The sequence below is a fragment of the Psychrobacillus faecigallinarum genome (assembly GCF_014836595.1).
GTDB lineage: Bacteria > Bacillota > Bacilli > Bacillales_A > Planococcaceae > Psychrobacillus > Psychrobacillus faecigallinarum.
This window is the reverse complement of the sequence record NZ_JACSQO010000001.1, coordinates 437,071-463,168: the sequence shown is the minus strand read 5'-3', so window position 1 is coordinate 463,168 and position 26,098 is coordinate 437,071. Positions and strand designations below refer to the sequence as shown.

The 26,098-nt window shown below is 35.9% G+C and carries 26 protein-coding genes; 20 read left to right on the top strand and 6 right to left on the bottom strand.

Annotation, left to right across the window (positions count from 1 at the left end; translation table 11 throughout):
- The first annotated feature begins 62 nt into the window (after positions 1-62).
- The 6 genes from H9650_RS02370 (at position 63) to H9650_RS02345 (ending at position 4,894) form a co-directional block, all read left to right on the top strand.
- Positions 63-449 carry a UPF0738 family protein gene (locus H9650_RS02370; RefSeq protein WP_144537740.1) on the top strand — a complete coding sequence of 129 codons (387 nt, stop codon included), beginning with the start codon at positions 63-65 and terminating at the stop codon, positions 447-449.
- A 24-nt stretch (positions 450-473) separates the two neighbouring features.
- Positions 474-1,133, top strand: coding sequence for a GTP pyrophosphokinase (locus H9650_RS02365; RefSeq protein ID WP_144537742.1), 660 nt, complete (start codon positions 474-476; stop codon positions 1,131-1,133).
- 18 nt (positions 1,134-1,151) lie between these two features.
- Positions 1,152-1,955: an NAD kinase gene (locus H9650_RS02360; RefSeq protein ID WP_154311249.1), complete on the top strand. Its 804-nt coding sequence runs from the start codon at positions 1,152-1,154 to the stop codon at positions 1,953-1,955.
- Positions 1,955-2,857, top strand: a complete 903-nt coding sequence (locus H9650_RS02355; RefSeq protein WP_154311248.1) for an RluA family pseudouridine synthase — start codon at positions 1,955-1,957, stop codon at positions 2,855-2,857. The genes H9650_RS02360 and H9650_RS02355 overlap by 1 nt, the downstream gene beginning before the upstream one ends.
- A gap of 237 nt (positions 2,858-3,094) precedes the next feature.
- Positions 3,095-4,462, top strand: a complete 1,368-nt coding sequence (mgtE, locus tag H9650_RS02350) for a magnesium transporter (protein ID WP_191696461.1) — start codon at positions 3,095-3,097, stop codon at positions 4,460-4,462.
- Positions 4,463-4,513: 51 nt separating this feature from the next.
- Positions 4,514-4,894: a hypothetical protein gene (locus H9650_RS02345; protein ID WP_144537749.1), complete on the top strand. Its 381-nt coding sequence runs from the start codon at positions 4,514-4,516 to the stop codon at positions 4,892-4,894.
- A 251-nt stretch (positions 4,895-5,145) separates the two neighbouring features.
- Here the strand turns inward: H9650_RS02345 and H9650_RS02340 are convergent, their stop codons facing one another.
- Positions 5,146-5,667: a CotY/CotZ family spore coat protein gene (locus tag H9650_RS02340; RefSeq protein WP_144537751.1), complete on the bottom strand. Its 522-nt coding sequence runs from the start codon at positions 5,665-5,667 to the stop codon at positions 5,146-5,148.
- Positions 5,668-5,802: 135 nt separating this feature from the next.
- Between H9650_RS02340 and H9650_RS02335 the strand changes: the two genes are divergently transcribed.
- From H9650_RS02335 to H9650_RS02305, 7 genes are all read left to right on the top strand, one after another.
- Positions 5,803-6,192, top strand: coding sequence for a YhcN/YlaJ family sporulation lipoprotein (locus tag H9650_RS02335; protein ID WP_144537753.1), 390 nt, complete (start codon positions 5,803-5,805; stop codon positions 6,190-6,192).
- Positions 6,192-6,647: a stage V sporulation protein AC gene (gene spoVAC, locus H9650_RS02330; RefSeq protein WP_144537755.1), complete on the top strand. Its 456-nt coding sequence runs from the start codon at positions 6,192-6,194 to the stop codon at positions 6,645-6,647. Before H9650_RS02335 ends, spoVAC begins: the two co-directional genes overlap by 1 nt.
- Complete coding sequence (locus tag H9650_RS02325) at positions 6,641-7,648, top strand: beta-ketoacyl-[acyl-carrier-protein] synthase family protein (RefSeq protein WP_154311246.1); 1,008 nt, start codon at positions 6,641-6,643, stop codon at positions 7,646-7,648. The genes spoVAC and H9650_RS02325 overlap by 7 nt, the downstream gene beginning before the upstream one ends.
- A gap of 1 nt (position 7,649) precedes the next feature.
- Entirely contained in the window at positions 7,650-8,015 is a 366-nt protein-coding gene (gene spoVAE / locus H9650_RS02320) for a stage V sporulation protein AE (protein ID WP_144537758.1), read from the top strand.
- Between the two features lie 65 nt (positions 8,016-8,080).
- Positions 8,081-8,236, top strand: a complete 156-nt coding sequence (locus H9650_RS02315; protein WP_144537761.1) for a YjcZ family sporulation protein — start codon at positions 8,081-8,083, stop codon at positions 8,234-8,236.
- 33 nt (positions 8,237-8,269) lie between these two features.
- Positions 8,270-8,515 carry a stage VI sporulation protein F gene (locus H9650_RS02310; RefSeq protein WP_144537763.1) on the top strand — a complete coding sequence of 82 codons (246 nt, stop codon included), beginning with the start codon at positions 8,270-8,272 and terminating at the stop codon, positions 8,513-8,515.
- 74 nt (positions 8,516-8,589) lie between these two features.
- Positions 8,590-8,904, top strand: a complete 315-nt coding sequence (locus H9650_RS02305; protein ID WP_191696460.1) for a hypothetical protein — start codon at positions 8,590-8,592, stop codon at positions 8,902-8,904.
- A gap of 45 nt (positions 8,905-8,949) precedes the next feature.
- Here the strand turns inward: H9650_RS02305 and H9650_RS02300 are convergent, their stop codons facing one another.
- From H9650_RS02300 to H9650_RS02290, 3 genes are read right to left on the bottom strand one after another with little or no spacing between them, the layout of a single operon-like run.
- A complete protein-coding gene (locus H9650_RS02300) occupies positions 8,950-9,378 on the bottom strand; it encodes a GNAT family N-acetyltransferase (RefSeq protein WP_144537766.1) in 429 nt (142 codons plus the stop codon).
- 3 nt (positions 9,379-9,381) lie between these two features.
- Entirely contained in the window at positions 9,382-9,897 is a 516-nt protein-coding gene (locus H9650_RS02295) for a YjcG family protein (protein ID WP_144537768.1), read from the bottom strand.
- A 56-nt stretch (positions 9,898-9,953) separates the two neighbouring features.
- The gene (locus tag H9650_RS02290) at positions 9,954-10,676 is read right to left on the bottom strand and encodes an alpha/beta hydrolase (protein ID WP_191696459.1); all 723 of its coding nucleotides are present in this window, start codon (positions 10,674-10,676) and stop codon (positions 9,954-9,956) included.
- A gap of 119 nt (positions 10,677-10,795) precedes the next feature.
- Here H9650_RS02290 and H9650_RS02285 point away from each other — a divergent pair, with 119 nt between their 5' ends.
- Both H9650_RS02285 and H9650_RS02280 read left to right on the top strand, forming a co-directional pair.
- On the top strand, positions 10,796-11,380 hold the full coding sequence (locus tag H9650_RS02285) for a phosphatidylglycerophosphatase A family protein (protein ID WP_191696458.1): 585 nt from the start codon (positions 10,796-10,798) through the stop codon (positions 11,378-11,380).
- A gap of 292 nt (positions 11,381-11,672) precedes the next feature.
- Positions 11,673-12,950 (top strand): serine hydrolase domain-containing protein, encoded by a 1,278-nt coding sequence (locus H9650_RS02280; protein WP_191696692.1) that lies wholly within the window; start codon positions 11,673-11,675, stop codon positions 12,948-12,950.
- A 160-nt stretch (positions 12,951-13,110) separates the two neighbouring features.
- Here the strand turns inward: H9650_RS02280 and H9650_RS02275 are convergent, their stop codons facing one another.
- Entirely contained in the window at positions 13,111-13,266 is a 156-nt protein-coding gene (locus H9650_RS02275; protein ID WP_191696457.1) for a hypothetical protein, read from the bottom strand.
- Positions 13,267-13,608: 342 nt separating this feature from the next.
- On the opposite strand from H9650_RS02275, the gene H9650_RS02270 reads away from it, so the two are divergent.
- Together H9650_RS02270 and H9650_RS20730 are read left to right on the top strand one after the other, a co-directional pair.
- Complete coding sequence (locus H9650_RS02270; RefSeq protein ID WP_191696456.1) at positions 13,609-14,997, top strand: aldehyde dehydrogenase; 1,389 nt, start codon at positions 13,609-13,611, stop codon at positions 14,995-14,997.
- A 185-nt stretch (positions 14,998-15,182) separates the two neighbouring features.
- Positions 15,183-17,366: a sensor domain-containing protein gene (locus H9650_RS20730; RefSeq protein ID WP_191696455.1), complete on the top strand. Its 2,184-nt coding sequence runs from the start codon at positions 15,183-15,185 to the stop codon at positions 17,364-17,366.
- A 260-nt stretch (positions 17,367-17,626) separates the two neighbouring features.
- Here the strand turns inward: H9650_RS20730 and H9650_RS02260 are convergent, their stop codons facing one another.
- Complete coding sequence (locus H9650_RS02260) at positions 17,627-19,204, bottom strand: ATP-binding protein (RefSeq protein WP_151110757.1); 1,578 nt, start codon at positions 19,202-19,204, stop codon at positions 17,627-17,629.
- Positions 19,205-19,305: 101 nt separating this feature from the next.
- Here H9650_RS02260 and H9650_RS02255 point away from each other — a divergent pair, with 101 nt between their 5' ends.
- The 3 genes from H9650_RS02255 (at position 19,306) to H9650_RS02245 (ending at position 26,073) form a co-directional block, all read left to right on the top strand.
- On the top strand, positions 19,306-20,355 hold the full coding sequence (locus tag H9650_RS02255) for a M42 family metallopeptidase (RefSeq protein ID WP_144537782.1): 1,050 nt from the start codon (positions 19,306-19,308) through the stop codon (positions 20,353-20,355).
- Between the two features lie 121 nt (positions 20,356-20,476).
- A complete protein-coding gene (locus H9650_RS02250; RefSeq protein WP_151110755.1) occupies positions 20,477-22,051 on the top strand; it encodes a peptide chain release factor 3 in 1,575 nt (524 codons plus the stop codon).
- Positions 22,052-23,016: 965 nt separating this feature from the next.
- Entirely contained in the window at positions 23,017-26,073 is a 3,057-nt protein-coding gene (locus H9650_RS02245; protein WP_191696454.1) for an efflux RND transporter permease subunit, read from the top strand.
- The last annotated feature ends 25 nt before the right edge of the window (positions 26,074-26,098 follow it).

Below are 26,098 nucleotides of genomic sequence, written 5' to 3'. Positions count from 1 at the left end.
GTTTGCAAGGAGTTTCAATATGTTAAAATAGTTACAGAATAGACAGAAGGGAACGATGTGTTTTGCCTATCACATTTCAAGTACAAAGCGGAGTACAGCTGGAAAATGATATTCGCTTTACTTTAGAAGATGTACCTCAAGGATTGACTATAAAAGCAGGTGGTCAGATGATTACAGATTCTGATTCATTAGCCTTCGTATATTTATTGGAGGGAGAGACTGAATATCACTATCTGAAATTCGGTCAGGATGTTTGGCCATTGCTTGTCAGCACACTTAAGGCAGTGCAAGATCCCGTATTACAAATTGGGGATAAAAGAATCGTCTTAGAAAAATTTAAAGAAGAATTAGAAATGCTTATATTTAATATTGAAGGAAATGATAACTATGGAGCAGATTTTGCTCAGTCAGTTGAGAATGCTTTTAATGAAATTTTAAAAGCGGAATAAGTGTTCAAGTGGAGGTTTATTAGTATGGGCCAATGGGAACGTTTTTTAGAACCATATAAACAGGCAGTTGCAGAGTTAAAAGTTAAATTAAAAGGAATGCGTACTCAATTTGATATTGAGAATACAAATTCCCCGATTGAATTTGTAACTGGTAGAGTGAAACCACTCGCAAGTATATACGATAAGTCATTAGAAAAGGGAATTGTGTTTGAACCTTCTGTAACGCTAGCAAAAGAAATACCGGATATTGCGGGACTGCGAATGATGTGTCAATTTGTCGATGATATAGAAACGGTGGTTCAGTTACTTCGAAGTAGAAAAGACATCACTATTGTTGAAGAGAGAGATTATATAAGTCATAAAAAACAAAGTGGTTATCGATCCTTTCATGTGATCATTGAATACCCTGTTCAAACCATTCATGGAGAGGTAAATATATTAGCGGAAATTCAAATCCGCACTTTAGCAATGAATTTTTGGGCCTCCATTGAGCATTCGTTAAATTATAAATATAAAGGTGTATTTCCAGAAGAGATAAAAAATCGTTTGCAATATGCAGCTGAGGCTGCTTTTCGTTTAGATGAAGAGATGTCTCTTATCAGAGGGGAAATACAGGAAGCCCAAAAGTATTTTAGTGAAAACAAGGAGCTATCCACTCCTCGTATCAAAGAAGAAAAAATATAAAGAGAGGCCGTGGTAATAATGAAGTTTTTTATACAGTCTCGAAATGACGAACTCTCCAATCAATTAATGGAAACTGCCAAAATGTATCTTACTGACTTTGGGCTTGTATTAGATGAAGAGACCCCAGATATTGTCCTATCAATAGGTGGAGATGGAACTTTGTTGCATGCCTTTCATAAATACAAACATATGACAGATTCTGTTGCGTTTGTTGGTATCCACACCGGACATCTTGGTTTTTATGCAGATTGGAAGCCATCAGAAATAGAAAAGCTAGTGATTAGTATTGCGAAAAAAGAATTTAAAGTAATAGAGTATCCTTTATTGGAGGTTACTATTAACTATAAGCACGAAGAGGATAACTCCGTTTATCTGGCGTTAAACGAATCTACCGTTAAATCCCCAGATGTAACGCTAGTAATGGATGTTGAGTTAAATGGAAGTTTGTTTGAAAGATTTAGAGGAGACGGCTTGTGTATGTCTACTCCATCGGGAAGTACAGCCTATAATAAAGCACTTGGTGGAGCGATAGTACATCCATCCCTAGAGGCGATGCAGTTAGCTGAAATTGCTTCAATTAACAATCGAGTATTTAGGACAGTTGGCTCTTCTTTAGTTTTACCAAAACACCATACGTGCCTATTGAGACCTGTTAATGGTCCAGATTTTATGGTAACTGTGGATCATCTTCACTTGTTGCACAAAGATGTTGCTTCAATCGAATATAGAGTAGCAGAGGAAAAAGTTCGTTTTGCTAGATTCCGTTCCTTCCCATTTTGGACAAGGGTACATGACAGCTTCATAGATAGTGATTTAAAATAATGACAGAAAATCAGATAAAGCTTTCTTTTTCTATTAACGAATCTGTTCTACTAAGAGATGCTATCAGTCAGTATGGAATATCCAAAAAAGCTCTTACAAGTATTAAATATGATGGCGGTCAAATTTTAGTTAACGGGGAAGAAAAGACAGTAAGACATACTCTTGCTAAGGGTGATATAGTCACTATCGTGTTTCCACGAGAGAAAAAAAGCGAAGGATTAATCGCGGAGGAAATGTTCTTTCCTATATTATTTGAAGATGAGCATTTACTTGTTATATCTAAAAAAGCTGGAATAAGTACAATTCCTTCCCGGGAACATCCTATGGGAACATTAGCGAATGGGATTTGTGGATATTTAGAAAAGAATTCTTCTGCTTCAACTGTACATATTGTTACTAGGCTAGACAAAGATACGTCAGGAATAGTGTGTATTGCAAAGCATCGTCATGCTCATCACTTACTGAGTGAAATGCAAAAGGCAGGTGCAATTTCAAGAACTTATGAAGCGATTGTACATGGTTATGTAGGACAAGATTCCTTCCTCATTGATGCACCCATTGGACGAAAAGACAATAGTATAATCGAGCGAATGATAGACCCAGAAGGAAAACAGGCTAAAACATCGGTAGAAGTGTTGAGTCGATTTACTGTTAAAGGTGAAAAGTTGAGTCATGTCAGATTAAAGCTCTTTACTGGTAGAACCCATCAGATTAGGGTACATATGATGTCTGTTGGACACCCACTATTAGGAGATGATCTATATGGTGGAAGACTTAATTTAATATGCCGTCAGGCTTTGCACGCCAAACAATTAGAATTGGTTCATCCTTTTACTAAACAACCATTATATATAGAAGATAAATATCCTATGGACTTGCAAGCTATTTTTGATATCATTTAAAAGGAAAAGTGAATGAAATATTAAAACAAGGGGAGTGACAATGATCACTACCCTTGATTATTTTTGAATAATTTTCCTAAACATTTTTGAGTTTCATTATTTCCATATAGTTTCAAAAAAATTTCCCAGGGAATAATATATTGATGTAACTTTTGTTGCCATTTTAAGAAAGCTATTGCTTATTAAAAACAGTGGTCATACAATAGTAAAGGTTATATGCCGGAAGGAGGGAAAGATATGAAAGAGGAAAAAGTGGATCTATTGGAACTTGAGGAATCAAATTTAATTCATTTTTTGCTTGCAGATTCAATGGATGATTTTAGAGAGATTTTTATGGAACTTCATCCTTACGATCAGTCAATATTTTTTGAGAAGGTAGAGCCAGAATTACGACAGAAAATCTTTCATTATCTTTCTCCGAAAGAGATGGCAGAGCTTTTTGAGGCAACTAAGTTTGATGAAGAACTGTATGAATTTTACTTAAAAGAAATGGACACAACGTATGCAGCCGATATGCTTTCGTTCATGTATGCTGATAATGCAGTAGACGTACTAAACGAACTAGAGGATGCACAAGTAGCAAGTTATTTAAATATTATGGACAAAGAATCTGCACAGGAAATCAAGGACCTGTTAGATTATGAAGAATATACAGCTGGATCTATAATGACAACTGAATATGTCGCTATTCCAGAAAACTCCACTTGTCGTTCTGCCATGACAATATTAAGAAATGCAGCTCCTGATGCCGAAACGATTTATTATTTATTCGTTGTAGATGAATCACATAGGCTTGCAGGGGTCATATCATTGAGAGACCTTATCGTAGCAGATGAAGATACTTTGATAAAAGATATTATGAATGAGCGTGTTGTAAGTGTTCTAGTAAACGAAGATCAAGAAGAAGTCGCTAAAATGATTAAGGATTATGACTTTTTAGCTGTCCCTGTTCTAGATTTTGAGAACCATTTACTTGGAATTGTAACAGTAGATGATATTATCGACGTATTAGATGAAGAAGCGTCAGATGATTATTCCAAACTTGCCGCAGTATCTGATATGGATACATTTGATAAGGGTCCATTTTCGGCTGCAAGAAAGAGACTTCCATGGCTAATCATTCTTCTATTCTTGGGGATGATGACGGCAAATCTGATGAGTATTTTTGAGCAAACATTAGACAAGGTTGCACTTCTTGCGGTGTTTATCCCTCTAATTGCGGGTATGGCCGGTAATAGTGGGACACAGGCGCTAGCCGTTGCTGTACGCGGGATCGCAACAGGCGATATCGAGGAGCAAAGTAAAACTAAACTATTATTTCGTGAAGCTGGTACAGGCTTAATAACAGGATTAATCTGCGGGTTACTTGTGATAGGAGTTATTTACTTTTGGAAACATGATCTTTTAATCGGGATGCTCGTTGGAGCTGCAATATTTGGATCAATATTTTTTGCTACACTTGGTGGATCATTTATTCCTTTACTCATCCATCGCATGAAAATCGATCCAGCTGTAGCATCTGGACCATTCATAACGACCATCAATGATTTAATTAGTATTTTAATCTATCTGGGCTTAGCGACATTGTTCATCTCTTCTTTATAAATTAACCAATTCAATGTTTTTTGCATAAGGTAAAGGAAAAAGGATGTGTCAATGAGCTCATTAAATGATCCTTTACTTTTTATACAAGGGCCACCGGTTTTTCATCTTCCTCCCGAATTTAAAGAAGTTATAGAATTCGAAAAGCTAGTAGAAGATGGAGAGGAAGAAAGTACTTCGATTTATGAAAAAAACAGAGAAATGTCCGGCACAACTTCAGCTATTTTAGATAAATTATATTTTTTAGCAAAGCCATTTCAACGCCAAGTATACCGCCCATTAAACTTTCATTTAAAAGGTGGGGGAATACTGCAGGGAGAAGTTGAGGAAGTGAACGGAAAAAGCGTTACAATTAAATTAAACTCAGGAGAAAATGCTGTCTATCCAATTGAGCAAGTTATAAAAATTACTTGGCGAGGAAGTATAATGAAATAAATGATGGTTAATATATGATTAGCTTTTTTACGAGAAAAGCAGTAGATAAAAGACACGTCCCTAAGGGTACGTGTCTTTTATCTATTCAATAATTGCTTCGGTTAATTTCAAACAAAGCTAATCATTTACCAAAAAATCCAAATAAGATCAAAAGAAGGTAGTACAAGTAAAGCTTGTGCTATAAAAATACAATGATTAAAAACCGTTCGGTGGTTAGCCCGAACGGAATAGACACTACATTATTGAAACGATTAGTCACATACATCTAAAAATACATCCGCTACGCATTCAATACCACAGAAACAGTTTAAATCTACGGTTACACAGCTACCAGTTAAATCGAAATTACGTACCTTACAAATTTGTTTGAAATCAATTTTAGTACCATCACCGTTTAATAAATTTACTCCGTGTCGTTGAGCGTCAAGTGGTTCTAAAACTCTTAATGTAGCACAACAGTTATCAAAGATATCTTCTACACGGAAAAATACTGATACGCAATCATTATCATGTGGTCTAGGTGTTAAATCACGGAAAAAAGCTTTGAAGGGATCTCCATCTTTTGTCAATAACATGAAAACACGTGTATCTGCATTATTTCTTGATGGACTTACAAGTCCTCCAAGTGGCTCTAAAAAGCAACTAGTTGGACACGGACCGCAATTATTTTCTGCTTGATCTTGTATATCTTTAATAGCTCGAACTACGTCACATACGCAACGTTGATTTTTATCATGGTGACCAGAAACGTGTTCATTATTTCCACAACCCATAAATATTCACCTCCTTTGTCTCTTCTTAAGTAATTTATGTAGCGGTACAGTTTTGGATAGGGGCAAATAGCTCAGATAGAATTGCATAATTCAATTTTGCGCGTACATACTAACTAAAAAAGGAGCAAAGAACCTATGAAAAAAATAGTGTGTGTTCTCCTGTTATTATTCTTAATGGCTGCTTGTTCAGGCCCAGAGTATAAGGTGTATTCTGATGGAGATACTTCCAAACTTGAAGAGCTCCTTAAAGAGCAGGATAAAATTGTTGGATATAAAAGTGTAATGGATAACAATGATGTTCTGGTAGCGATTGATATAGCAAGATTAAAACGATTTCAAAAAGTGAAAATCGAAGATGAAGTAAAAAAGGAAATTGAAAAAGAGTTCCCGGATAAAGAGGTTATAGTGACAGGGGATATCAAAATCAAATGGGAAATTGAAAAAATCATGAATAAAGAAAAGAAAAATGAAAAATTGAAAAAAGCTATCGAAGAAATTAAAACCCTATCGAAGGAAGAGACCTAATGGATCAAAAACAATTTCAAAAAGTTGTTGATAAGCAGACTCCCAAAGCCCCGGTGTTTATGAATTGTTTAAAAGCTTTTATAGTAGGTGGAATATTTTGTACAGTAGGTCAATTAATAACATTCTTCTATATGCGCTTTTTTCCTTTTACTGAAAAAACAGCAGGGAATCCTACTGTTGCAACTATGATATTCATAGCTATGATTTTAACAGGGACAGGCTTATATAAAAAAATTTCCCAGTTTGGAGGAGCGGGATCTGCGGTGCCCGTTACCGGATTTGGTAATGCAGTTATCTCCGCTTCCATAGAACATAAAACAGAGGGTTATGTATTAGGGGTCGGTGGTAACATGTTTAAGCTTGCAGGATCAGTTATCGTATTTGGCGTGCTTTCTGCATTTTTTGTGGCTCTAGTTAAAACAATTCTCGTCAAATTGGGAGTGGTCTCATGGTAAATACCGGTGGAACTATTTCATTTACACAAAGGCCGAGCATCGCAAGTGCAGGCGTTGTTGTTGGACCTGTGGAAAAAGTGAGCCCATTTGCGGAGTCTTTTGATGAAATATTAACGACAGAAAAGGAAAAAAACGAAACTTATGAACAGGCCGCTAGTCGATTTATAGAAAAGGCTTGCTCAATTGCTGTTAGTAAGGTTCATGAAAAGATGGATAATATTGATTTGTTTATTGGAGGAGACCTAGTCAATCAAATGTCGCCTTCCAGCTTTGCAGCAAGAAAGCTTGCAATTCCTTACTTTGGCGTATTTTCTGCTTGTGCAAGTTCTATGGAAGCAACTATCATTGGCTGCCTCCTGTTAGAAACGGGAAATTCGAAAAGTATCCTTGCTGGTGCTTCAAGTCATCATCCCACTGTGGAAAGACAGTTCAGATATCCTTTGGAGTATGGGGCGCAAAAGCCTAAGACTGCACAATGGACAGTAACGGCTGCTGCTTTTGCTCTTTTACAGAGCAATGCTAAAAATGCACCCTATATTTCTCATGCGACGATGGGAAGAGTAGTGGATGGAAAGCAATCGAATCCTCTCCATATGGGAGCTGCTATGGCCCCAGCTGCTAGAGATACCATCGAACGTCACTTAAAAAACACAAACAGTAAAATGTCAGATTATGATTTGATAATGACAGGTGACTTAGGAAAGATAGGACTTTCTATATTAAAAGAGATGTTTCAGGATGAAAATAGCGGAGTAATTTTGCAGGATGCTGGAGCTCAATATTATGGAGATGACCAATTCTTTAATGCCGGTGCGAGTGGTCCTGGCTGTTCTGCTTCAGTATTTTTTAGTCATATATACAGTCAACTCAAAAAAGGTACATTTAAACGGGTTTTACTAATAGCTACAGGTGCATTGCTTTCTCCATTAACTTATCAACAGGGAGAAACCATCCCATGCATAGCACATGCTATTGAATGTCGAATGGAGAAGAAGGGATAATATGATTTCATCATTAATTACAGCTTTTATCGTCGGAGGTTTAATTTGTGTAATTGGACAAATTCTAATGGATGTTTGTAAACTAACACCAGCTCATACATTAAGCGGTATGGTGGTAGCAGGGGCAATTTTAGATGGTTTTGGTTTATATGAGCCCCTTATTGATTTTGCAGGAGCGGGGGCAACAATTCCGATCACTTCTTTTGGGAACTCATTAACCCATGGTGCACTCGCAGAAGCTGAAAAACATGGCTTAGTTGGAGTAATAACTGGAATGTTTGAGGTAACGAGTTCCGGTATCAGTGCAGCTATATTATTCGGAATAATTGGTGCTTTTATATTCCAAAAACGAAAAACAACCTATTAAGCAAAATGCCCTATTTCTTGCGCCCCCCTTGCATACTATAAGTTGAAAGGAAGGGGGGAAAGGATATGTACGGTTATTGTGATGGAGGATGTTACGGTTACGGCGGAGGCTACGGATATGAGGGTGGCTACGGTGGAAATAAAGGTGCAGGTTCAACATTTGTATTAATCGTTGTTTTATTCATTTTATTGATCATTGTCGGAGCTAGCTTTCTCCCTTAAACCTGATTATAAATAATGCGAGGGGGAAATTACATGCAAAATTCTTTTTTCAGAGCGATTGAGAATAAAACCGGTGTATCAATGGATGAGCTTTTCACACTAGCTAACGCCATTTCAAATGCTGATTTTACCAATGAACATCAAGTTCGTAAAATCGTAAGAAAAGTAGGCAGGCTTGCCAACAAACCTGTTTCTAAAGAATTAGAAGATCAACTGACGAACTCAATCCTCCAAAAAGGAAGTTCAATCAGTTTAACCGATATTGAAAAAATGCTGTAATATTTAAAAAATAGGTTTAAGGTAAATTAAACAAGGGTAAAGAGCATATAGTTTTATAATGGAGGTGGATAAGAATGGGGTATATTATTCCAGTTCAACCTTTGCAGTCGCAAATTTATGCGAATCGTATGCAAATGGAAGAATATAATTTTGCTCAAATCAATAATGTTCAAAATGTTAAAATGAAATCGATTTTCGATGATCACTTAGCTGACCTTCAACAAAAAGAAGGAATAGTAGAACAACAAGAAGAAAAGCAGTTATCGGGTAATAAAGAACTTTCTAGCTTGCCATTATCTAAAGGCTTTATCCAACCAAATCCCGTTAATTTATCACCTATTATTGCAGAAATATCAGGTAAAGGTAACTATGTGAATACCTATATTTAAGCAAAGAGTAAAACCCGCTAACCTATAGTTAGCGGGTTTTACTCTTTATAATTCTTTTTCCATAGCTCTATGAGGGATACCAGCTTCCAAAAATTCAGGAGACGTGATAACATAATCTCTTTTTTCATAAAAGGGTATAGCGTGACTCTGAGCGTTTAACTTTAGTTTTTTAAATTGATGGTCCTTTGCGTAATCTTCCATACATTCCATCATCAAATTACCTAGTTTTTTCCCTCTATATTCAGGTAAGATACATACGCGTTCTACTTTACCAATAGTGGGCTCAGCAATGCGAATCCGACCAGCTCCAAAAGGAGTATCTCCGTCATAAGCAACAAAATGTGTTGCTTTCATGTCGTATTCATCTAACTCTAAATGCAGAGGAACGTCTTGTTCCTCTACAAATACTTTTCTTCTTATATATATTGCATCATCGTACTCTTTCTCAGTTTCAACAATCTTTGCAAATACCAATGGTTACTCAGCTCCAGACAATCTAAATGTTTCATATACGGTCCAGGAACCGTCTTCTAGCTGATACAACAGATGAATTCGATCTATTTCTTCCTCGAATTCTGCTCCAATCATTTTTAATTGGGGCAATATATCGTCATGCTCACTTGCACTAAGTTTTTGTGCAATAGTAATATGAGGTACAAATGAATAGGTTTCATCATCATGATACTCAATTGAATTCAGATCCTCATGTAATTTTTCAAGCTCTTGCGTAGATTGAATATTGAAGTAGATAGCATTTGTTACAGGAGCAAAAGAACTTACTTTTGTTGTTTTCATTATAAAGGGCTTATGGGTCTTAGCTATTTCATTAATTTGGTTAGCTATTGTTTTAATTTGGGCTTCATCTGCTTCAAAAACTCCCTTTAAAGTCATATGAGGAGTAATAAGAGCATAATGGGGATCATAACGCTTTCTATAAGAGTTCGCAAAATCTTGCACCTTTTTTGATGGAAAAGCAACAATACCGTATTTCATAATCATGACCTCCTTAAAATTATCTTACAATATATTTCTATTATACCAAAAACATCTTAAAGACTGAAATTGTTTTGCAGTGATCTTTTAATGTCTGGTTGCCATAGCTTCCAAGTATGGTCTCCTTCTAATTCGTCATAAAAAGTAGAAAACCCTTTATTTAGGAGTAAATTATGCAATTTTCTGTTTGGTGTAAGGAAATCAGTTTCTAAACCATCTCCCGTTTTAACAGCAGTCTCTTGGTTACCAACCACCTGGTATAGAGAAAATGCATGTACTTCTTTATGATTTTCAACCATTTCTAATATGTCCTCATTGATGAGAGGAGAATGCATTATAACTTTACCAAAAGTATTTGGATAACTAAGGGCTGTAAGTAAGGAAATTGTGCCAGCTAAGGAATCTCCTATCAAAGCTCTTCCCATTCCAATTTGATAAGTCGGATAATTTTCATCTATATAAGGAACTAGCTCTTGTGCTATAAAACGTGAATACGCTAGCTGTTTTTCTCCATCTGGGTGATACATGCTTCTACGTTCTTTGACACTTTTATAAGGAACACCGACAATTATTAGATTTTCTATTTCTTGATTATCATACAATTCATCTGCTACACGAGAAATTCTTCCTAATTGAAAATAATCTTTACCGTCAGATGCTATAAGGACTGAATATTTATATAATGGGGAGTAATTTGGCGGCAAATAAATTAATAATTGAATTTCTTCATCCAAAGCCTTGCTGTATATAGTTGTATCTTGTAAAGTCCCTTTGTTCATTCTTACACCTCGTTGTCATGTTATATAGAAATTGTAACATATACTGGGAAAGAGGTATAATGAGAGCAGCTTATAGGTATTCTTTTTACAGACTCAAAATAGAAAAAGGAGGTTATTTTTTGGATAATCAAACATCTAGAGTGCATTCCCGCACAGTAGAGCAAGCAACGGTGGACGCGTTAAAGCGTAGAGGAGTTACAATCGAAGAGATTGCTAAAATAGTGTATGAAATGCAATTTCCATATAACAAAGGACTAACAATTGATCACTGTATTGAGTCGATCAAGAGTGTCATGAAAAAAAGAGAAATGCAACATGCAATTCTTGTAGGAATTGAATTAGACGAACTTGCAGAGAAAAAAATGTTATCAGCTCCACTACAACAGATTGTAGAAGCAGATGAAGGATTATTTGGCGTAGATGAAACAATTGCGTTAGGCGCTGTATTTACATACGGAAGTATAGCCGTCACCACGTTTGGACATCTAGACAAAAATAAGATTGGTATAATATCTAAGCTTGATACAAAGGCAGGAGGTAGCATTCATACCTTTCTAGATGACTTGGTTGCAAGTATAGCGGCAAGTGCTGCATCTAGACTTGCACATCGAACAAGAGACTTGCAAGAGGCTAACGAAACCTTCGAGGATATAGCTCCAGAAGAAACAGCACCGGAAACTAATATCAAGGGAGCAACTACTTAAAAGAGAGCAGCCACTCGTGGCTGTTTTTTTTTAAGACTAGAAAGTATTAAAAATAAGTCACTAACCATACTCATCTAGCTAATCGTACATATATACACGCGTGATTTACTTTGAGCAATGCTTACACTATCACATACTTCATGCCAAAGTCTAAGCCGAATATTGAAATCAGCATGTTCATTCTATGCTACAGTAATAAAAACAGAATAAAATGAAATTTTTGAGGTGGAAGAAGTATGGGGATTGATGAAAAAAAAAATGGCTTTTAGACGCTTACGATAAAAATGGGTATATAAATGGTTCAATTCTTGTAGCGTCAAGTGATCGAATTATAGTGAATAAAGGATATGGATTCGCTAACTGGGAACATAAAATTCCTAATTTTTCTCATACTAAATTTCGTATAGGATCCCTGTCCAAAGCTTTCACTTCTTTTGCAATTTATCAGTTACATAAAAATGGTAACTTAAATATAAATGACGCTATAGGCAAGTATTTAGTGAATTATCCTAATGGAGGGGAAATCACCATTTATCACTGTTTAACAAATACCTCGGGGATTCCCAATTTTACAGCAGACTCAGATTTTTGGTCTAGCAATATGAGATTGCCTCTAACTCTAGCCCAACTAATTGACGCCTTTAAAGATAAGCCACTACATTTTAAACCAGGTAACGAATTTGAATACTCTAATTCAGGCTACTCTATCTTAACAGCAGTAATTGAGCAGGTCTCAAATATGCCTTATGCAAAATATTTGAGCGAGTATATTTTTAATCCGTTAGGGATGGTTAATACTGGCTGTGATGATGGCAGGAAAGTAATAGCTGAAATGGCGTCAGGGTATTCAGTTTGGGAGGAAGTTATCCGAGCAGAATATTCGGATATGTCTTTTCCTCTTGGTGCTTATGGTCTCTATTCAACAGTCGAAGACCTTTTCATTTGGGACAAGGCGTTAAGCTCCTTTACTATATTAGACGAAGTGTTAACGAAAAAAATGTTTGAAGTAAATAGAAGTAATTATGCTTCTGGTTGGGTAATTTCAAATAAATTTAACAAAAAATGTTCGCATCATTATGGAGATATTAGTGGTTTCTGTAGTAATTTTCTTCGATTTTCTGAGGAGAAAATAACGGTAATCTATTTAAGTAATTTGAGTATAACACCCGTAATTAAACTAACTGAAGAGATATCTGAAGTAATGTTAGGTGGAAGTATGTTTCTGCCAGCATCTATAGATGCAATTAGAGTGGACGATTCACATAAAAAACTTTGTATAATCGGGCAATACCAGGTTATAGATCGACCCACTCAAACTATATCAATATCTCAAGAAAATAACAGTATCTTCTTAACTGTTTCAAAAATGTATAATGCGCTATACAAATATAAACTAATACCCGTGAAGCAGGATTTGTTGAGTATTACTTTTAAGACTGAATTTGTGAATGAAGAGCTTACTATTCACTACAGTCCTTCAAATATAGTTGAGTGTGTTCAATACATAGATTGTTATGGAGAAAAGCACATGGCTCACAATATGAAGACATATGAAAAGAGGAGAATCTAAACAGAATCTCCTCGTCGATAAAATATTGATAATGATTTATTCAATTAGAAAAGCGCAATTGCTTAAGTCAGATCCAACAAGCTAATGTAGATTACTCAAGCTAAGTATTCCATAATAGTCAGCCCTCCTAGTAAGAGGAAAGATGATTTATGGATATAATCTATTCCATTGTAGCAGTTTCCATTAAAGCTGAGTCATCTTGCTGGAAATATAAGAAAGTCTCCTCTTCTAATTCATTTAGTAAACGTTCCTTATTTAATCCAATAGACATCGGACCTTGAAAAATAGGCTCCCACCAAGTTTGAGTTTCAGTCATTATATTTCCTCTCCTTTTCCAAAAAACTTATTAATTTTATCATTTGCCTTTCATATACCCCGATATGATTCATAACCAAACAATTATTTCAAAAACATGACTTTTTTCATAAGGGATGGAGTACATAGAGGGACTTATTGATTGGTTTCAAATCTCCCTTATGAAAGTAGTATGCCATTTTAAAGTTATTTAATGTACAAGGATAAAAATACAAATTCTTTCGTCAACTGAAAAATAATAGTATGCTTTAGAGAGTAGACTATATTTGATAACAAAAAGTAGTCAAAGGTTTATTTGTTCACCAAACATAGTGCAATAAAAAGTTGATGAGGAGATGATAATGTGAATTTTACATCACAGCAGCTAGATCAGATGTTAGAGGAACACCAAGCGTATTTTTACTCAGGCATAACTAAATCTGCAAAGTTTCGAATCGACCAATTAGACATTTTGAAAAAAACGATTAAAAAATATGAAAATGAAGTAATAAAAGCCCTTTATAAAGATTTAAGGAAGAGTGAGTTTGAAGCATATACAACTGAAATAGGGTTGATATATGAAAGTATTACTCATATGAAGAAAAATTTGGATAAATGGATGGAGCCAAAACAGGTGAAGACACCGTTGGCGCTCATGCCATCAAAAAGTCAAATTATTAGCGAGCCTTATGGAACAATCTTAATCATTGCTCCATTTAACTATCCATTTCAGTTAATAATGGAGCCTTTGCTTGGAGCTATAGCAGGCGGAAATTGTGGAGTTATCAAACCTTCTGAAACAACTCCTTTTACTACCAATATAGTAAAAAAGATTATAGCTGAAGCCTTTCATCCTCATTATATTAGAGTCGTTGAGGGAGAAAAAGAAGAAACCTCTTTATTAATACATGCTCCTTTCGATTTTATCTTCTTCACTGGTAGTGTAAACGTTGGGAAGGTAGTGATGGAGGCTGCCTCTAAAAGGTTGACTCCAATTGCATTAGAGTTAGGTGGAAAAAGCCCAGCTATCGTTGATCATACGGCTAATTTAGACCAGGCTGCAAAGCGAATTATTTGGGGCAAATTAGTTAACTCTGGACAAACCTGTATTGCTCCAGATTATTTACTCGTAGAAGAAACTGTCAAAGAAAAGCTTCTTGAAAAATTACGGGAAGCTATTCAACATTTCTACGGTGAAAACGTTCAAGAAAGCCCTGATTATGGGCGAATAGTAAATACCAATCATTTTAGACGATTACAAAAAATGGTTTTACAAGAGAAAGACCATATTATTTTTGGAGGTAAAATGGATAAGGAAGATTTATATATAGAACCTACCATTTTAGATGGAGTACATTTCTCTAGTCCTTCTATGCAAGAAGAGATTTTTGGGCCAATCCTGCCAGTGATTAGTTACAAAGATTTACCTACTATTATTCGCCAAATTAGAAAATTTCCAAAGCCCCTAGCAGCCTATATGTTCAGTGAGCATGAAGGAGCACAAAATTATTTTCTAGAAGAGCTTTCCTTTGGTGGTGGATGTATCAATGATACAATTATGCATGCTGGTAGTGCCCACTTACCATTTGGTGGGGTTGGAAACTCCGGAATGGGAGCTTATCACGGCGCATCAAGCTTTGAAATGTTCACCCATCAAAAATCTATTGTGAAAAAAAGTACAGCTATCCCATTAAACGTAGCGTTCCCTCCGTATAAAAATAAAATTAAGTTAGTAAGAGGCTTATTAAAATAATGATACATCCGAGAGTTGTGGTATTAATTTACCACAACTCTTAGTTCATTAGATTTAATATTAGACCATTAAATTACTTGTTATAATTCTATTCTATCAATAAATTATTGACATGAAATGACTTATTTACTAATATGTAGACAAAGGTTTGTATTTTATTGATTAAATAAAATGGAGGACAAGAAATGGAGTCCATATTTGGCACAGAGTCTGAAGATTTATTGCTTACAGTAAAAAATGCATTGCGTAAAGAATCTATTAAAGATAATGATAAGCTTGAAATAATGCTTGAGGATGCTTTTTTTAAGATGAAGCTAATGAGCTATGCAGTAAATGAAACGATGATTCTCGCACTTACAAACAGAGCTGGACAAATAATATATGTGAATGACAGGTTCGTTGAAATTTCTGGTTATTCACCTGAAGAGCTTATAGGTAAAACTCACCGTGTCGTCAAATCCTCTCATCATTCCACTAAATTTTTTAAAGAAATGTGGAATACGATTTTACAAGGTCAAACCTGGGAAGGCGAAATATGCAACAAACGTAAAAATGGTGAGTTATATTGGGTTAAAACATATATTCTTCCAATCGGCGAAGAATACAAGGATACTTATTTTTTAAGTATTCGTACGGACATAACAGTTGAAAAAGAAAAGGAACAAAGACTTCAGGCAAATTTGCTAAATTCCTTTGAGACCGTGGTAAGACACGTAAATAACCTAATTTTTAGAGTAGATAAAGATTATAATAATGAGTCTTACTTTTCCTTATTAACTGGTAAAATTGCTACGGAATATTTTAAGGAAAGAGGAATACAGGCAATCCATCCCTCTAGTGAAATGTTTGGAGAACAACCATTTCAAAGCTTAAAGTTAGCAATGAGTTATTTCCCTAAGGAAGTATCCGGTAAATTAAATGAAAATATTACAAAAGTTTTCTTAGGAGAAGAAGTTGCCTACAAGGAATGGTTTGGTTCTAAATGTATTCATATTACTATTTCTCCTATTGAGCAAAATGGGAAAGTGACTGGTGCGATTGGTATTGGAAATGATATAACCGAGCTTGAGAACACTCGAACAACTCTATCCGAACTTGCATACAAAGATCACCTGACCAATACATATAACACTGCGGCTTTAAATAGAGATATACAGCTAAAAATATTACTAAAGGAGCCCTTTAGTTTTCTATATATAGACTTAGATCGTTTCAAAAATATTAACGATTCACTAGGCCATGTCACTGGGGATATTTTATTGCAAAAGGTTTCCAGAAGAATGAAATCCTTCTATAAAGAAGGAGCACAAATCTACCGTATGGGTGGAGATGAATTTGTAATCCTTTTGGATGATCAAGAATTCCCTTGTAAAAATTACTTACTTAATGCTCAGCAACTGATAAAAGAAATCGAAAAGCCTTTTTATATAGATGAAATGGAATTGTACATTTCGTGTTCAATAGGGCTATCCTGCTTTCCTCTTCATGGTTCTGAATATGCGGCTTTACACAGGGCAGCTGACTTAGCATTGAATGTGTCTAAGGAGCAGGGAAGAGGAACAGCAGTATTATATGAAAAAAATTTAGAAGAAGGTTATATTAATAAGGTTCGTTTAGAGAGTGATATCCGTTTTGGATTAGAGAACGATGAATTTTTCTTAGTCTACCAGCCTAAAGTAAATTTATTTACTAATAAAGTTCATGGTTACGAAGCTCTTATCCGATGGAATAGAAAGGGTAAAAATATCATTCCTCCAAATGATTACATCCCGTTTGCTGAAGAGACTGGGTTAATCATCCCTTTAGGTAGGTACGTTCTCCATGAGGCATGTAGACAAGCTGCTGAATGGCTACAGAAAGGCATAGCTTTTGATACAGTGTCTGTGAATATAAGTCCTGCCGAATTAGAGCAAAACGATTTTGTAAACAATGTTAAAGATATTCTCTTGGAAACAGGACTGCCACCTCAATATTTAGAGCTAGAAATAACGGAAAATGTTTTAATGAAAAATTTAAATAAGCTATTGAGCATTCTAACAGAATTAAAAAACTACGGAATTCGCATAGCAATGGATGACTTTGGGGCAGGTTTTTCTAACTTTCGCTATTTAAGTGAACTCCCTATCCATACATTAAAAATAGACAGTATGTTTATGAACCGTATATTTGAAAGGCGAAATGAAGTGATCGTCTCCTCTATCATTCGAATAGGGCTTAGCCTTGGACTAGAGGTAGTAGCTGAAGGTGTAGAGACAGAGGAAGTTATTCAGTTTTTAAAACGACATAAATGTAAGATTGTTCAAGGTTTTTATTACTCAAAGCCTTTAAATGCCAGAGATGTACCCGACTTCAATCTAATGGTCAAATAAAATATGATAGGATTTAAAAAGAAAGTACAGAGATTATGGTTATCCTCTTCTTCAAATAGATGAAGAATAAATAATTAGGCGGGCTCTCGGGAGGGACGATAAGCCATCAATGCTACGTTTGTGATGTCTTATCTGTCTCCTTCATACCGCTATAGTGACCGCCTTATTAAGTATTCAATTACTACAAGGAAATAACTTGTCTAAAATGATGGTTAATAATCTTTGTTTAAATATCACTGTTATACAACGCTACTCTATTGTCAGGAATTGATACTATAAGGTAATTGGATAGTCACAGTTGTTCCGTGATTTTTATCGCTTTCAATCAAAATATTTCCACCGTGTTCAGATATAATCTTTTCAGAAATCATCATTCCAAGCCCTGTTCCATTAACTTTAGTTGAAAAAAACGGATCAAATACCTTTCCAGCAGTATGCGTGTCCATTCCAACTCCATTGTCTCTTATTTTAATTATTACAATCTCTGATGGTTCAACGGAGCAGCTAATATGAATTTCTCCGTTTTCAGTAATTGCCTCAATTGCGTTTTTAACAAGGTTGATGAGTACTTGTTTCATCTGGCCTTCCTCTCCATAGAGAATGATAGGCCCTTCTAATAGCTCAGTTGTAAGAAGGATACCATTTAAGTTAATCTCGGGCTGAAACAAAACGAGAATATCATCTAAAGATTTCTTAAGGTCGTATTTTTTAGGTAATTTCACATGAGGCTTTGCTAAAACAAGAAATTCACTAATTATATAATTAATTCTTTCAATCTCATTTTCAATTACTTTTGTGTAGCGATAATAAGGTTGGGATGGATCACCGTTCATAATTTGCATAAACCCAGAAATAACGGTAATTGGATTCCTAATTTCATGAGCTACTCCAGCAGCCATTTCTCCAGCAATTTTCAACTTTTCTGATTGTAATAATAAAGTTTCTGTCTCTTTTTTAAAGCTGACATCTCTACTAATGATAGAGAGAGCAATAAGCTTCTTGTTGTAATCATATATAGGAGAAAAAGTGATTTGAGCATCAAAATAAGTACCATCTTTTTTTCGATCTGTTGTTTCTAGAAAGTGATAGCTAGCACCGTTTAATACTTCCTGTCTTCTAGCCTCGTCTAGTTGATACTGGGGAGAAATAATGGTTACGCTTTGTCCAATAACTTCTTCTCTTTTCCACCCGTATAATTCTTCAAAGGCAGGATTTACTTCAATTATTTTATTATTTTTATCGAAGACAGTTATGCTATCCTTGGCATTATCGAAAAAGAGCTGTAAGTAACTTTCACGAGAATATAGTTCCTGCCTCATTGAAGAATTTAACTCAGTTATTTTGTTCCAATATTTTCTATCAAAGTATGTATTTAATATAGAAGTAAAGATAAGCATCATGAGGAGCAGTATAAATGCGATAAGGTCATCTAGAGTAAATATGTATGTATAGGTTGAATACTTGAAGTATATTAGCCCGAAAATTTCTGCTAATGTGAGAAAGAACAAGAATATCCTTGGTCCAATAGAATAATAGAGAACCGCTATGTAAATGGGATAAATAAAAAAAGCAATCATTACTACGTTTTCACTGTAAATATTGACGACTAAAAGATACAAGTTTAAGGATATGAACATAACATACTGAATGATTTCATTTTCGGAGTTCCCACAATATAACAGAGCTAATATTAATAAATAAATAATTGAAACGACAAGATAAGTTAAGATGTCCTTGTTTTGTAAAAGGGCTGCAAAGAAAATATGGCATATTGTAAAAACAGAAAAAATAATCAGAAATAGCTTATTTTTGTCCTTTGTAGTATTAAAAAATTCCATTTTTTCCACCTCCTTCAGATACTTCTTATATTAGCGTATTTATAGGTATCTGAAAATACAAGATTTTGATAAAATTAAGTAAGATTAAAGGAGGAATAACGATGTCATTTACATTTCAACAGCAAGAGACAGTTTCTTTATTAAAGCAATTAGTAGAAATTCCAAGTCCCTCTGGTTATACAAAAGAAATCATGGATTTTATGGAGCAATTTTTAAAGGAAATCAATGTTGACTATAAACGTACAAACAAGGGTGCATTAATCGCCACAATCAAAGGGAATAATGACACAAAACATCGTTTATTGACGGCTCACACAGATACTTTAGGAGCAATGGTTAAGGAAGTTAAGTCTTCTGGACGATTGAAGCTTTCTATGGTGGGTGGCTTTAACTGGAACGCAGTAGAAGGTGAGTATTGTACTATTCACACAGCAGAAGGGAAGAAAATACGAGGAACCATTCTTATGCACCAAACAACGGTCCATGTATACAAAAACGCAACTGCATTAGCTAGAGATGAGCAAAATATCGAGGTAAGAATAGATGAAAAAGTTACAAATGCAGACGAAACAAGAAAGCTAGGAATAGAAGTAGGGGATTTTGTATCATTCGACCCTCGATTTGAGCAGACAGACACTGGCTTCATCAAGTCTCGTCATTTAGACGACAAAGCAAGTACAGCCCTTTTACTTCAATTAATGAAAGCTATTAAGGAAAACAGCTGGACTCTTCCTTATACTACTCACTTTTATATTTCTAATAATGAAGAAATTGGTTTTGGGGGAAATTCAAGTATTCCAGAACAGACAGTAGAATACATAGCTGTAGATATGGGAGCTATTGGTGACGGACAGGCATCTGATGAGTATACAGTCTCAATTTGTGCGAAGGATTCTTCTGGTCCATACCATTATGAACTAACAAGAAATCTTGTAGAGCTAGCTAAAAAAGAGGGAATCGATTACAAATTAGACATCTATCCATATTACGGCTCGGATGCTTCAGCAGCGATAAGAGCTGGTTTTGATGTCAAACATGCACTGTTCGGTCCAGGGATTGAAGCATCCCATGCTTATGAGCGAACTCATGTAGATTCATTAGAAAATACCGCTAAACTTCTATATTCTTATATTAATTCTGAAATATTGTAATGGATACTAGTAGACATTTTTACGAGAAATTTGTAAAATTGTTTGCTAGTTCTTTTTTTACTTGTATTTTTGGCATTAAATCCATATGATAAAAAAGTGAATAAGAAGGAGATATACAAATATGGACAATAAATTACAAGAAGAAATATTAAAAAGAAGAACCTTTGCAATCATTTCCCACCCCGATGCTGGTAAAACAACTATAACGGAGAAGCTGCTATATTTTGGAGGAGCAATTCGTGATGCAGGTACAGTAAAAGGGAAAAAAACAGGGAAATTTGCAACATCAGACTGGATGGAAATTGAAAAACAACGTGGGATTTCTGTAACATCATCTGTTATGCAATTTGACTTTAATGATTGTCGTATAAATATACTAGATACACCAGGACATCAGGATTTCAGTGAAGACACGTATCGCACGTTAATGGCCGTGGACAGTGCAGTAATGATTGTGGATGCTGCCAAAGGAATAGAGGCGCAAACTTTAAAACTATTTAAGGTTTGTCGTATGCGTGGTATTCCTATCTTCACATTTATAAACAAGCTTGATCGCCAAGGGAAAGAACCTTTAGAATTGATGGAAGAGCTAGAAGAAGTACTTGGAATTCAATCATATGCGATGAATTGGCCTATTGGTATGGGTAAAGAGTTCTTAGGGATATACGACCGTTTTAATCATCGTATTGAACAATTCCGCACCGATGAAGCTGAAAGATTCCTTCCGCTAGATGAAGAGGGAGAACTTGCAGTAGACAATTCTATGAAAGAAACATCATATTATACTCAAGCAATCGAAGATATTATGCTGTTAAATGAGGCTGGAAATGATTTTGATAAGGATAAAGTACTTTCTGGAGATTTAACACCTGTATTTTTTGGAAGTGCATTAACAAATTTTGGTGTGCAAACCTTCTTAGAAACTTATCTTCAGTTTGCCCCAACTCCGCAACCTCGAATGACAGATGTTGAAGAGGAAGTAAATCCTCTTAACGAAGATTTCTCTGGTTTTATATTCAAAATTCAAGCGAATATGAATCCTGCTCACCGGGATAGAATTGCTTTCGTGCGTATCGTTTCCGGAAAATTCGAACGTGGTATGACCGTTACTTTAGCTCGTACTGGTAAAACATTTAAAGTAACTCAATCCACTCAATTTTTAGCGGATGACCGCGAAACTGTTGAAACAGCAGTGGCGGGCGATATTATCGGTCTTTATGATGTAGGAAATTATCAAATTGGAGATACGGTAGTTGGAGGGAAGAAGGCATTCAATTATGAAAAGCTTCCTCAATTCACTCCTGAAATGTTCGTTAAGGTTACTGCAAAAAACGTACTGAAGTCTAAGCATTTCCATAAAGGGATCTTACAGCTTGTACAAGAAGGAGCTATTCAGTACTACAAAACACTTCATACTGAAGAAGTAATTCTTGGAGCGGTTGGACAGTTGCAATTCGAGGTATTCGAGCATCGTATGAAGAACGAGTATAATGTTGATGTACGCATGGAGCCAATTGGCTCGAAGGTAGCTCGATGGATTGAAAATGAGGAAGAAGTAAAAGAATCCATGACAGGTCCAAGAAGTATGCTTGTGAAAGATCGCTATGATCATTACGTGTTCCTGTTTGAAAATGAGTTTGCGACTCGTTGGTTCCAGGACAAATATGAGCATATCAAATTGTATAACTTATTATAATAAAATTCCTATATATGCGAGGAAGTGAATGACAAATCGTTCACTTTCTCGCTTTTTTAGAGTTGAAGGTTATAAATTATATGAATCTATTCTTTAAAAGTATGGAAGTTTGATTGGGAGATGGCTGATTTCCGCTTTCGGCGGTCGCTTTCCGTGGGGTGAGCGATAAGCTCTTACCGTCGCTGACGCGCCGTTTTGTAAGGTCTTATCTGACTCCCTCATCCCACTGGAGTCGCCGCCTGTCGCTCCAATCGCAAATAGGGTTTGGAACGAGTATATAAAATAGATGGTTATTATTTCAATCTATCCTTCAAGCATGAATAAAGTTCTAATTAGAGAAGCTGATTTCCGCTTTCGGCGGTCGCTTTCCGTGGGGTGAGCGATAAGCCCTTACCGTCGCTGACGCGCCGTTTGTAAGGTCTTATCTGACTCCCTCATTCCACCGGAGTCGCCGCCTGTCGCTCCAATTATAAGTTAAGAAAAATGGGAGAGTTGAATGTGTTTCAACTAACACAATATCTAAATACTTATTACTTAAATATAGCTTAGAGAAGCTGATTTCCGCTTTCGGCGGTCGCTTTCCGTGGGTTGAGAGATAAGCCCTTACCGTCGCTGACGCGCCGTTTGTAAGGTCTTATCTGTCTCACTCATCCCACCGGAGTCGCCGTATGTCGCTCCAATCATAAGTTGGGAGAAATGGGAGAGTTGTGTGTGTTTCAACTAACTCAACATCTAAATACTTATTACTTAAATATAAAATAGAGCTGGCTGAATTTCGCTCTCAGCGGCCGCTTTCCATGGGTGACCGATAAGCCAATATCTCCGCTTAGGCGTCGTTTGTGATGTCTTATCAGTAAAATAAAAAAAAAGTAAGTTAATTAATGCTATAGATAATAATAAAATTTGAACTCTTGCTTTCTAGAGCATATGATAGAAATAGCTAAAAAGAAGGTGGTCCCCTATATATGAAAATAAGTGATTTCTCCATAAAAAGACCCGTATTTACTACTGTTATTATGTTTTTAGTAATTATTTTAGGCGGGGTATCGTTTTTCAAAATACCAATCACATTAATCCCCGAGCTTAACCCTCCTATAGCTGTTGTTGTAACAAATTACCCTGGTGCAAGTCCTGTGGAAGTGGATGAAAAAATAACGAAACCATTGGAAACTTCCCTAAGTACGCTTCAAGGAATTAAGTCCATTAATAGTACCTCACAAGAGGGTGCCAATTTCATCTTATTAGAATTTGACTGGTCTATGGATATGGACGATGTTCAACTAGATATCATGCAGCGTATTGATATGGTACCTGTTCCCAATGGAGCAGAAAAGCCTAGATTTTTAAAATTTGATCCTGCTCAATTTCCAGTTATTCAGTTATCTCTTAGAGCAACGGGAGAACAAGATATTCGATTAATAGCGGAAGAGCTAGAAAAAGAATTAGTTGGTACGGAAGGGGTAGCAAGTGTCAATATTTCTGGAACACTAGTCGAAGAGGTTCAAATACTATTAAACCAAGAGAACCTCCAAAGTAAAGGTCTTACACAGAGTGATATTGTGCAGCTTATTCAGGCGAATAACCTCTCTTTACCTGGAAACCCCGTAGAGACAGAAGAAAATATGTCGCTGACAACTCGCATCATCAGCACTCTCACATCTGTGGAGGATATTCAAAACCTAGTTGTTACGGTAAATCCTTTGGATGGATCCAAGGTGACGATTGCAGATGTAGCAACCGTTCAGTTAGCAGAGCAGGAAACTAATACCGAAACTAGAGCAAACGAAAATCCTGCTGTACTTTTATCAGTGCTCCAAGAATCTAGTGCCAATACTGCGAAGGTTTCAACAGCTTTTCAAGAAGCATTGGACAAGCAATTAGAAAAAGATGAGTACAAGGGTGTAACCGCAGATATTCTCTTTGACCAAGGAGATTATGTCAAAATTGCTATAAACAATATAGGTTCCACTTTAATAACAGGCGGATTACTGGCAATGCTAGTGTTATTTGTATTCCTTAGAGGAGTTAGAAGTCCTATTATTATTGGGGTAGCTATTCCCTATTCGGTGATTGTGACATTTGTATTAATGTATTTTGCCGGCTTCTCCTTGAACATTATGACGCTTGGTGCACTGGCATTAGGCATAGGGATGCTAGTAGATAATTCGATTGTAGTTATTGAAAATATAGAAAGACATTTGGGATTAGGAAAGGATCCAAAGGCTGCCGCAATTACTGGAACAAAAGAGGTGCTTGGAGCTATTACCGCTTCGACTCTAACAACCGTAGCTGTTTTCTTGCCAGTCATTTTTCTCTCTGGTCTTATAGGACAAATTTTCACAGAATTTGCTTTAACTATATCCTTTAGTTTGTTTGCTTCCCTTGTGGTTGCAATAACCGTTATTCCTATGATGGCAAGCCGAATGCTTAAGAAGCCTAAAGGTAACATTGAGGCAAGAAGAAGAAGGTCAAAGGCATACAATAATCTAGATAAGTCTATCAAATGGTCATTGCAACATCGTGCACTTGTTCTCTCCCTTACAGTAGTATTACTAGTTCTTTCTGTACTAGGGGTATTCCGAGTTGGAACAGAATTTTTACCTCCTACAGATGAAGGGTTTGTTTCTATCTCCGTAAAGCTTGAAAACGGCTCATCATTTACTGCGACAGACGAAATAGTAAATAAAATTGAAGATATACTAAAAGAGCAGGAAGAAGTAGATGTTTATGTAAGCTTTGTTGGCGGTAGTCAAGAAGGTATGTCGAGAGGGACATCTCGATCTAATATGGCTGAGATATCCGTGAAGCTTAAGCCATTGAGTGAAAGAGATCAATCCACTTTTGAATTTGTAGATGAAGTACAGCCTACAATCGTAAAAGCTGTTAACGGAAAAGCAGATATTAATTTTAACGTCCAAACTGCTTCGGGCTCTTCGCCAAATGTTGTTTCCTTCAATGTATCTTCCTCCGATAAACAGGAGCTTTATCAGGCAGTGGAGGAACTCCAAAGTGACCTAGAGAAATTAGAAGGAGTTACAAAAGTTAATAATGATTTAATTTCTACTGTAGAAGAAGTACAAATGACGGTTAAACGTGACGCAGCTACCGAATTAGGCTTAGCTCCAGCTCAAATTGCTCAGATGGTTAATAATGTGACAAGAGGAGTTTTAGCTTCCCAGATTATTTCAGAAGAAGATGAAGTATATGGAGTGTATGTAAAGTATAATGAGTCAGATCGGGAGAGTATTGAAAAGCTTAAAAAGTTAAAATTACGTACCCCAGCTGGCCAATTTGTAAATTTAGAAGAAGTGGCCAATATAGAAGTGTCAGAAGGTCCAGTGGCGATTCGTAGTTTAAACCAAGCAAATGCTGTGGCATTTTCTATAAAATATGAGTCAGAAAACACACTAGGAGACATGTCCGATCAAATTGACCAAGTAATTGAAAATCAAAATTTTGGAGATAAAATAAATGTCAAATTCGGTGGGGACCGCGAGCTATTAGATAACGCTAAAAGTGACATGATTTTGGCGGTATTATTAGCAGTTGTTCTTGTTTACATTGTAATGGCAGCTCAATTTGAATCCTTTAAATATCCTTTGGTTATTATGTTTACAGTTCCTTTAAGTCTTATCGGAATCGCTATTGCATTATTTTTTACCAGTACACCAATTAGCATTTCAGCAGTTATTGGGATTCTTATACTAGTCGGAATTGTAGTAAATAACGGTATTGTCCTTGTGGATTATATTAACCAACGTAAAGCAGAGGGATATTCTTCTTATGAGGCAATCACGACCTCAGTTAAAGATAGAGTACGTCCAATATTGATGACTGCTTTAACTACCATTTTGGGATTAATTCCTTTAGCGCTTGGGATTGGTGAAGGGACGGAGATTAATCAGCCTATGGCTTTAACTGTAATTGGGGGATTAATCAGTTCTACCTTCTTAACCTTGTATGTAGTACCAGTAATTTATAGTTTATTTGATAAAGAAACAAGAAAAATAAAATCATCATAACATTCAGAAAAATATAAGGAAGGGT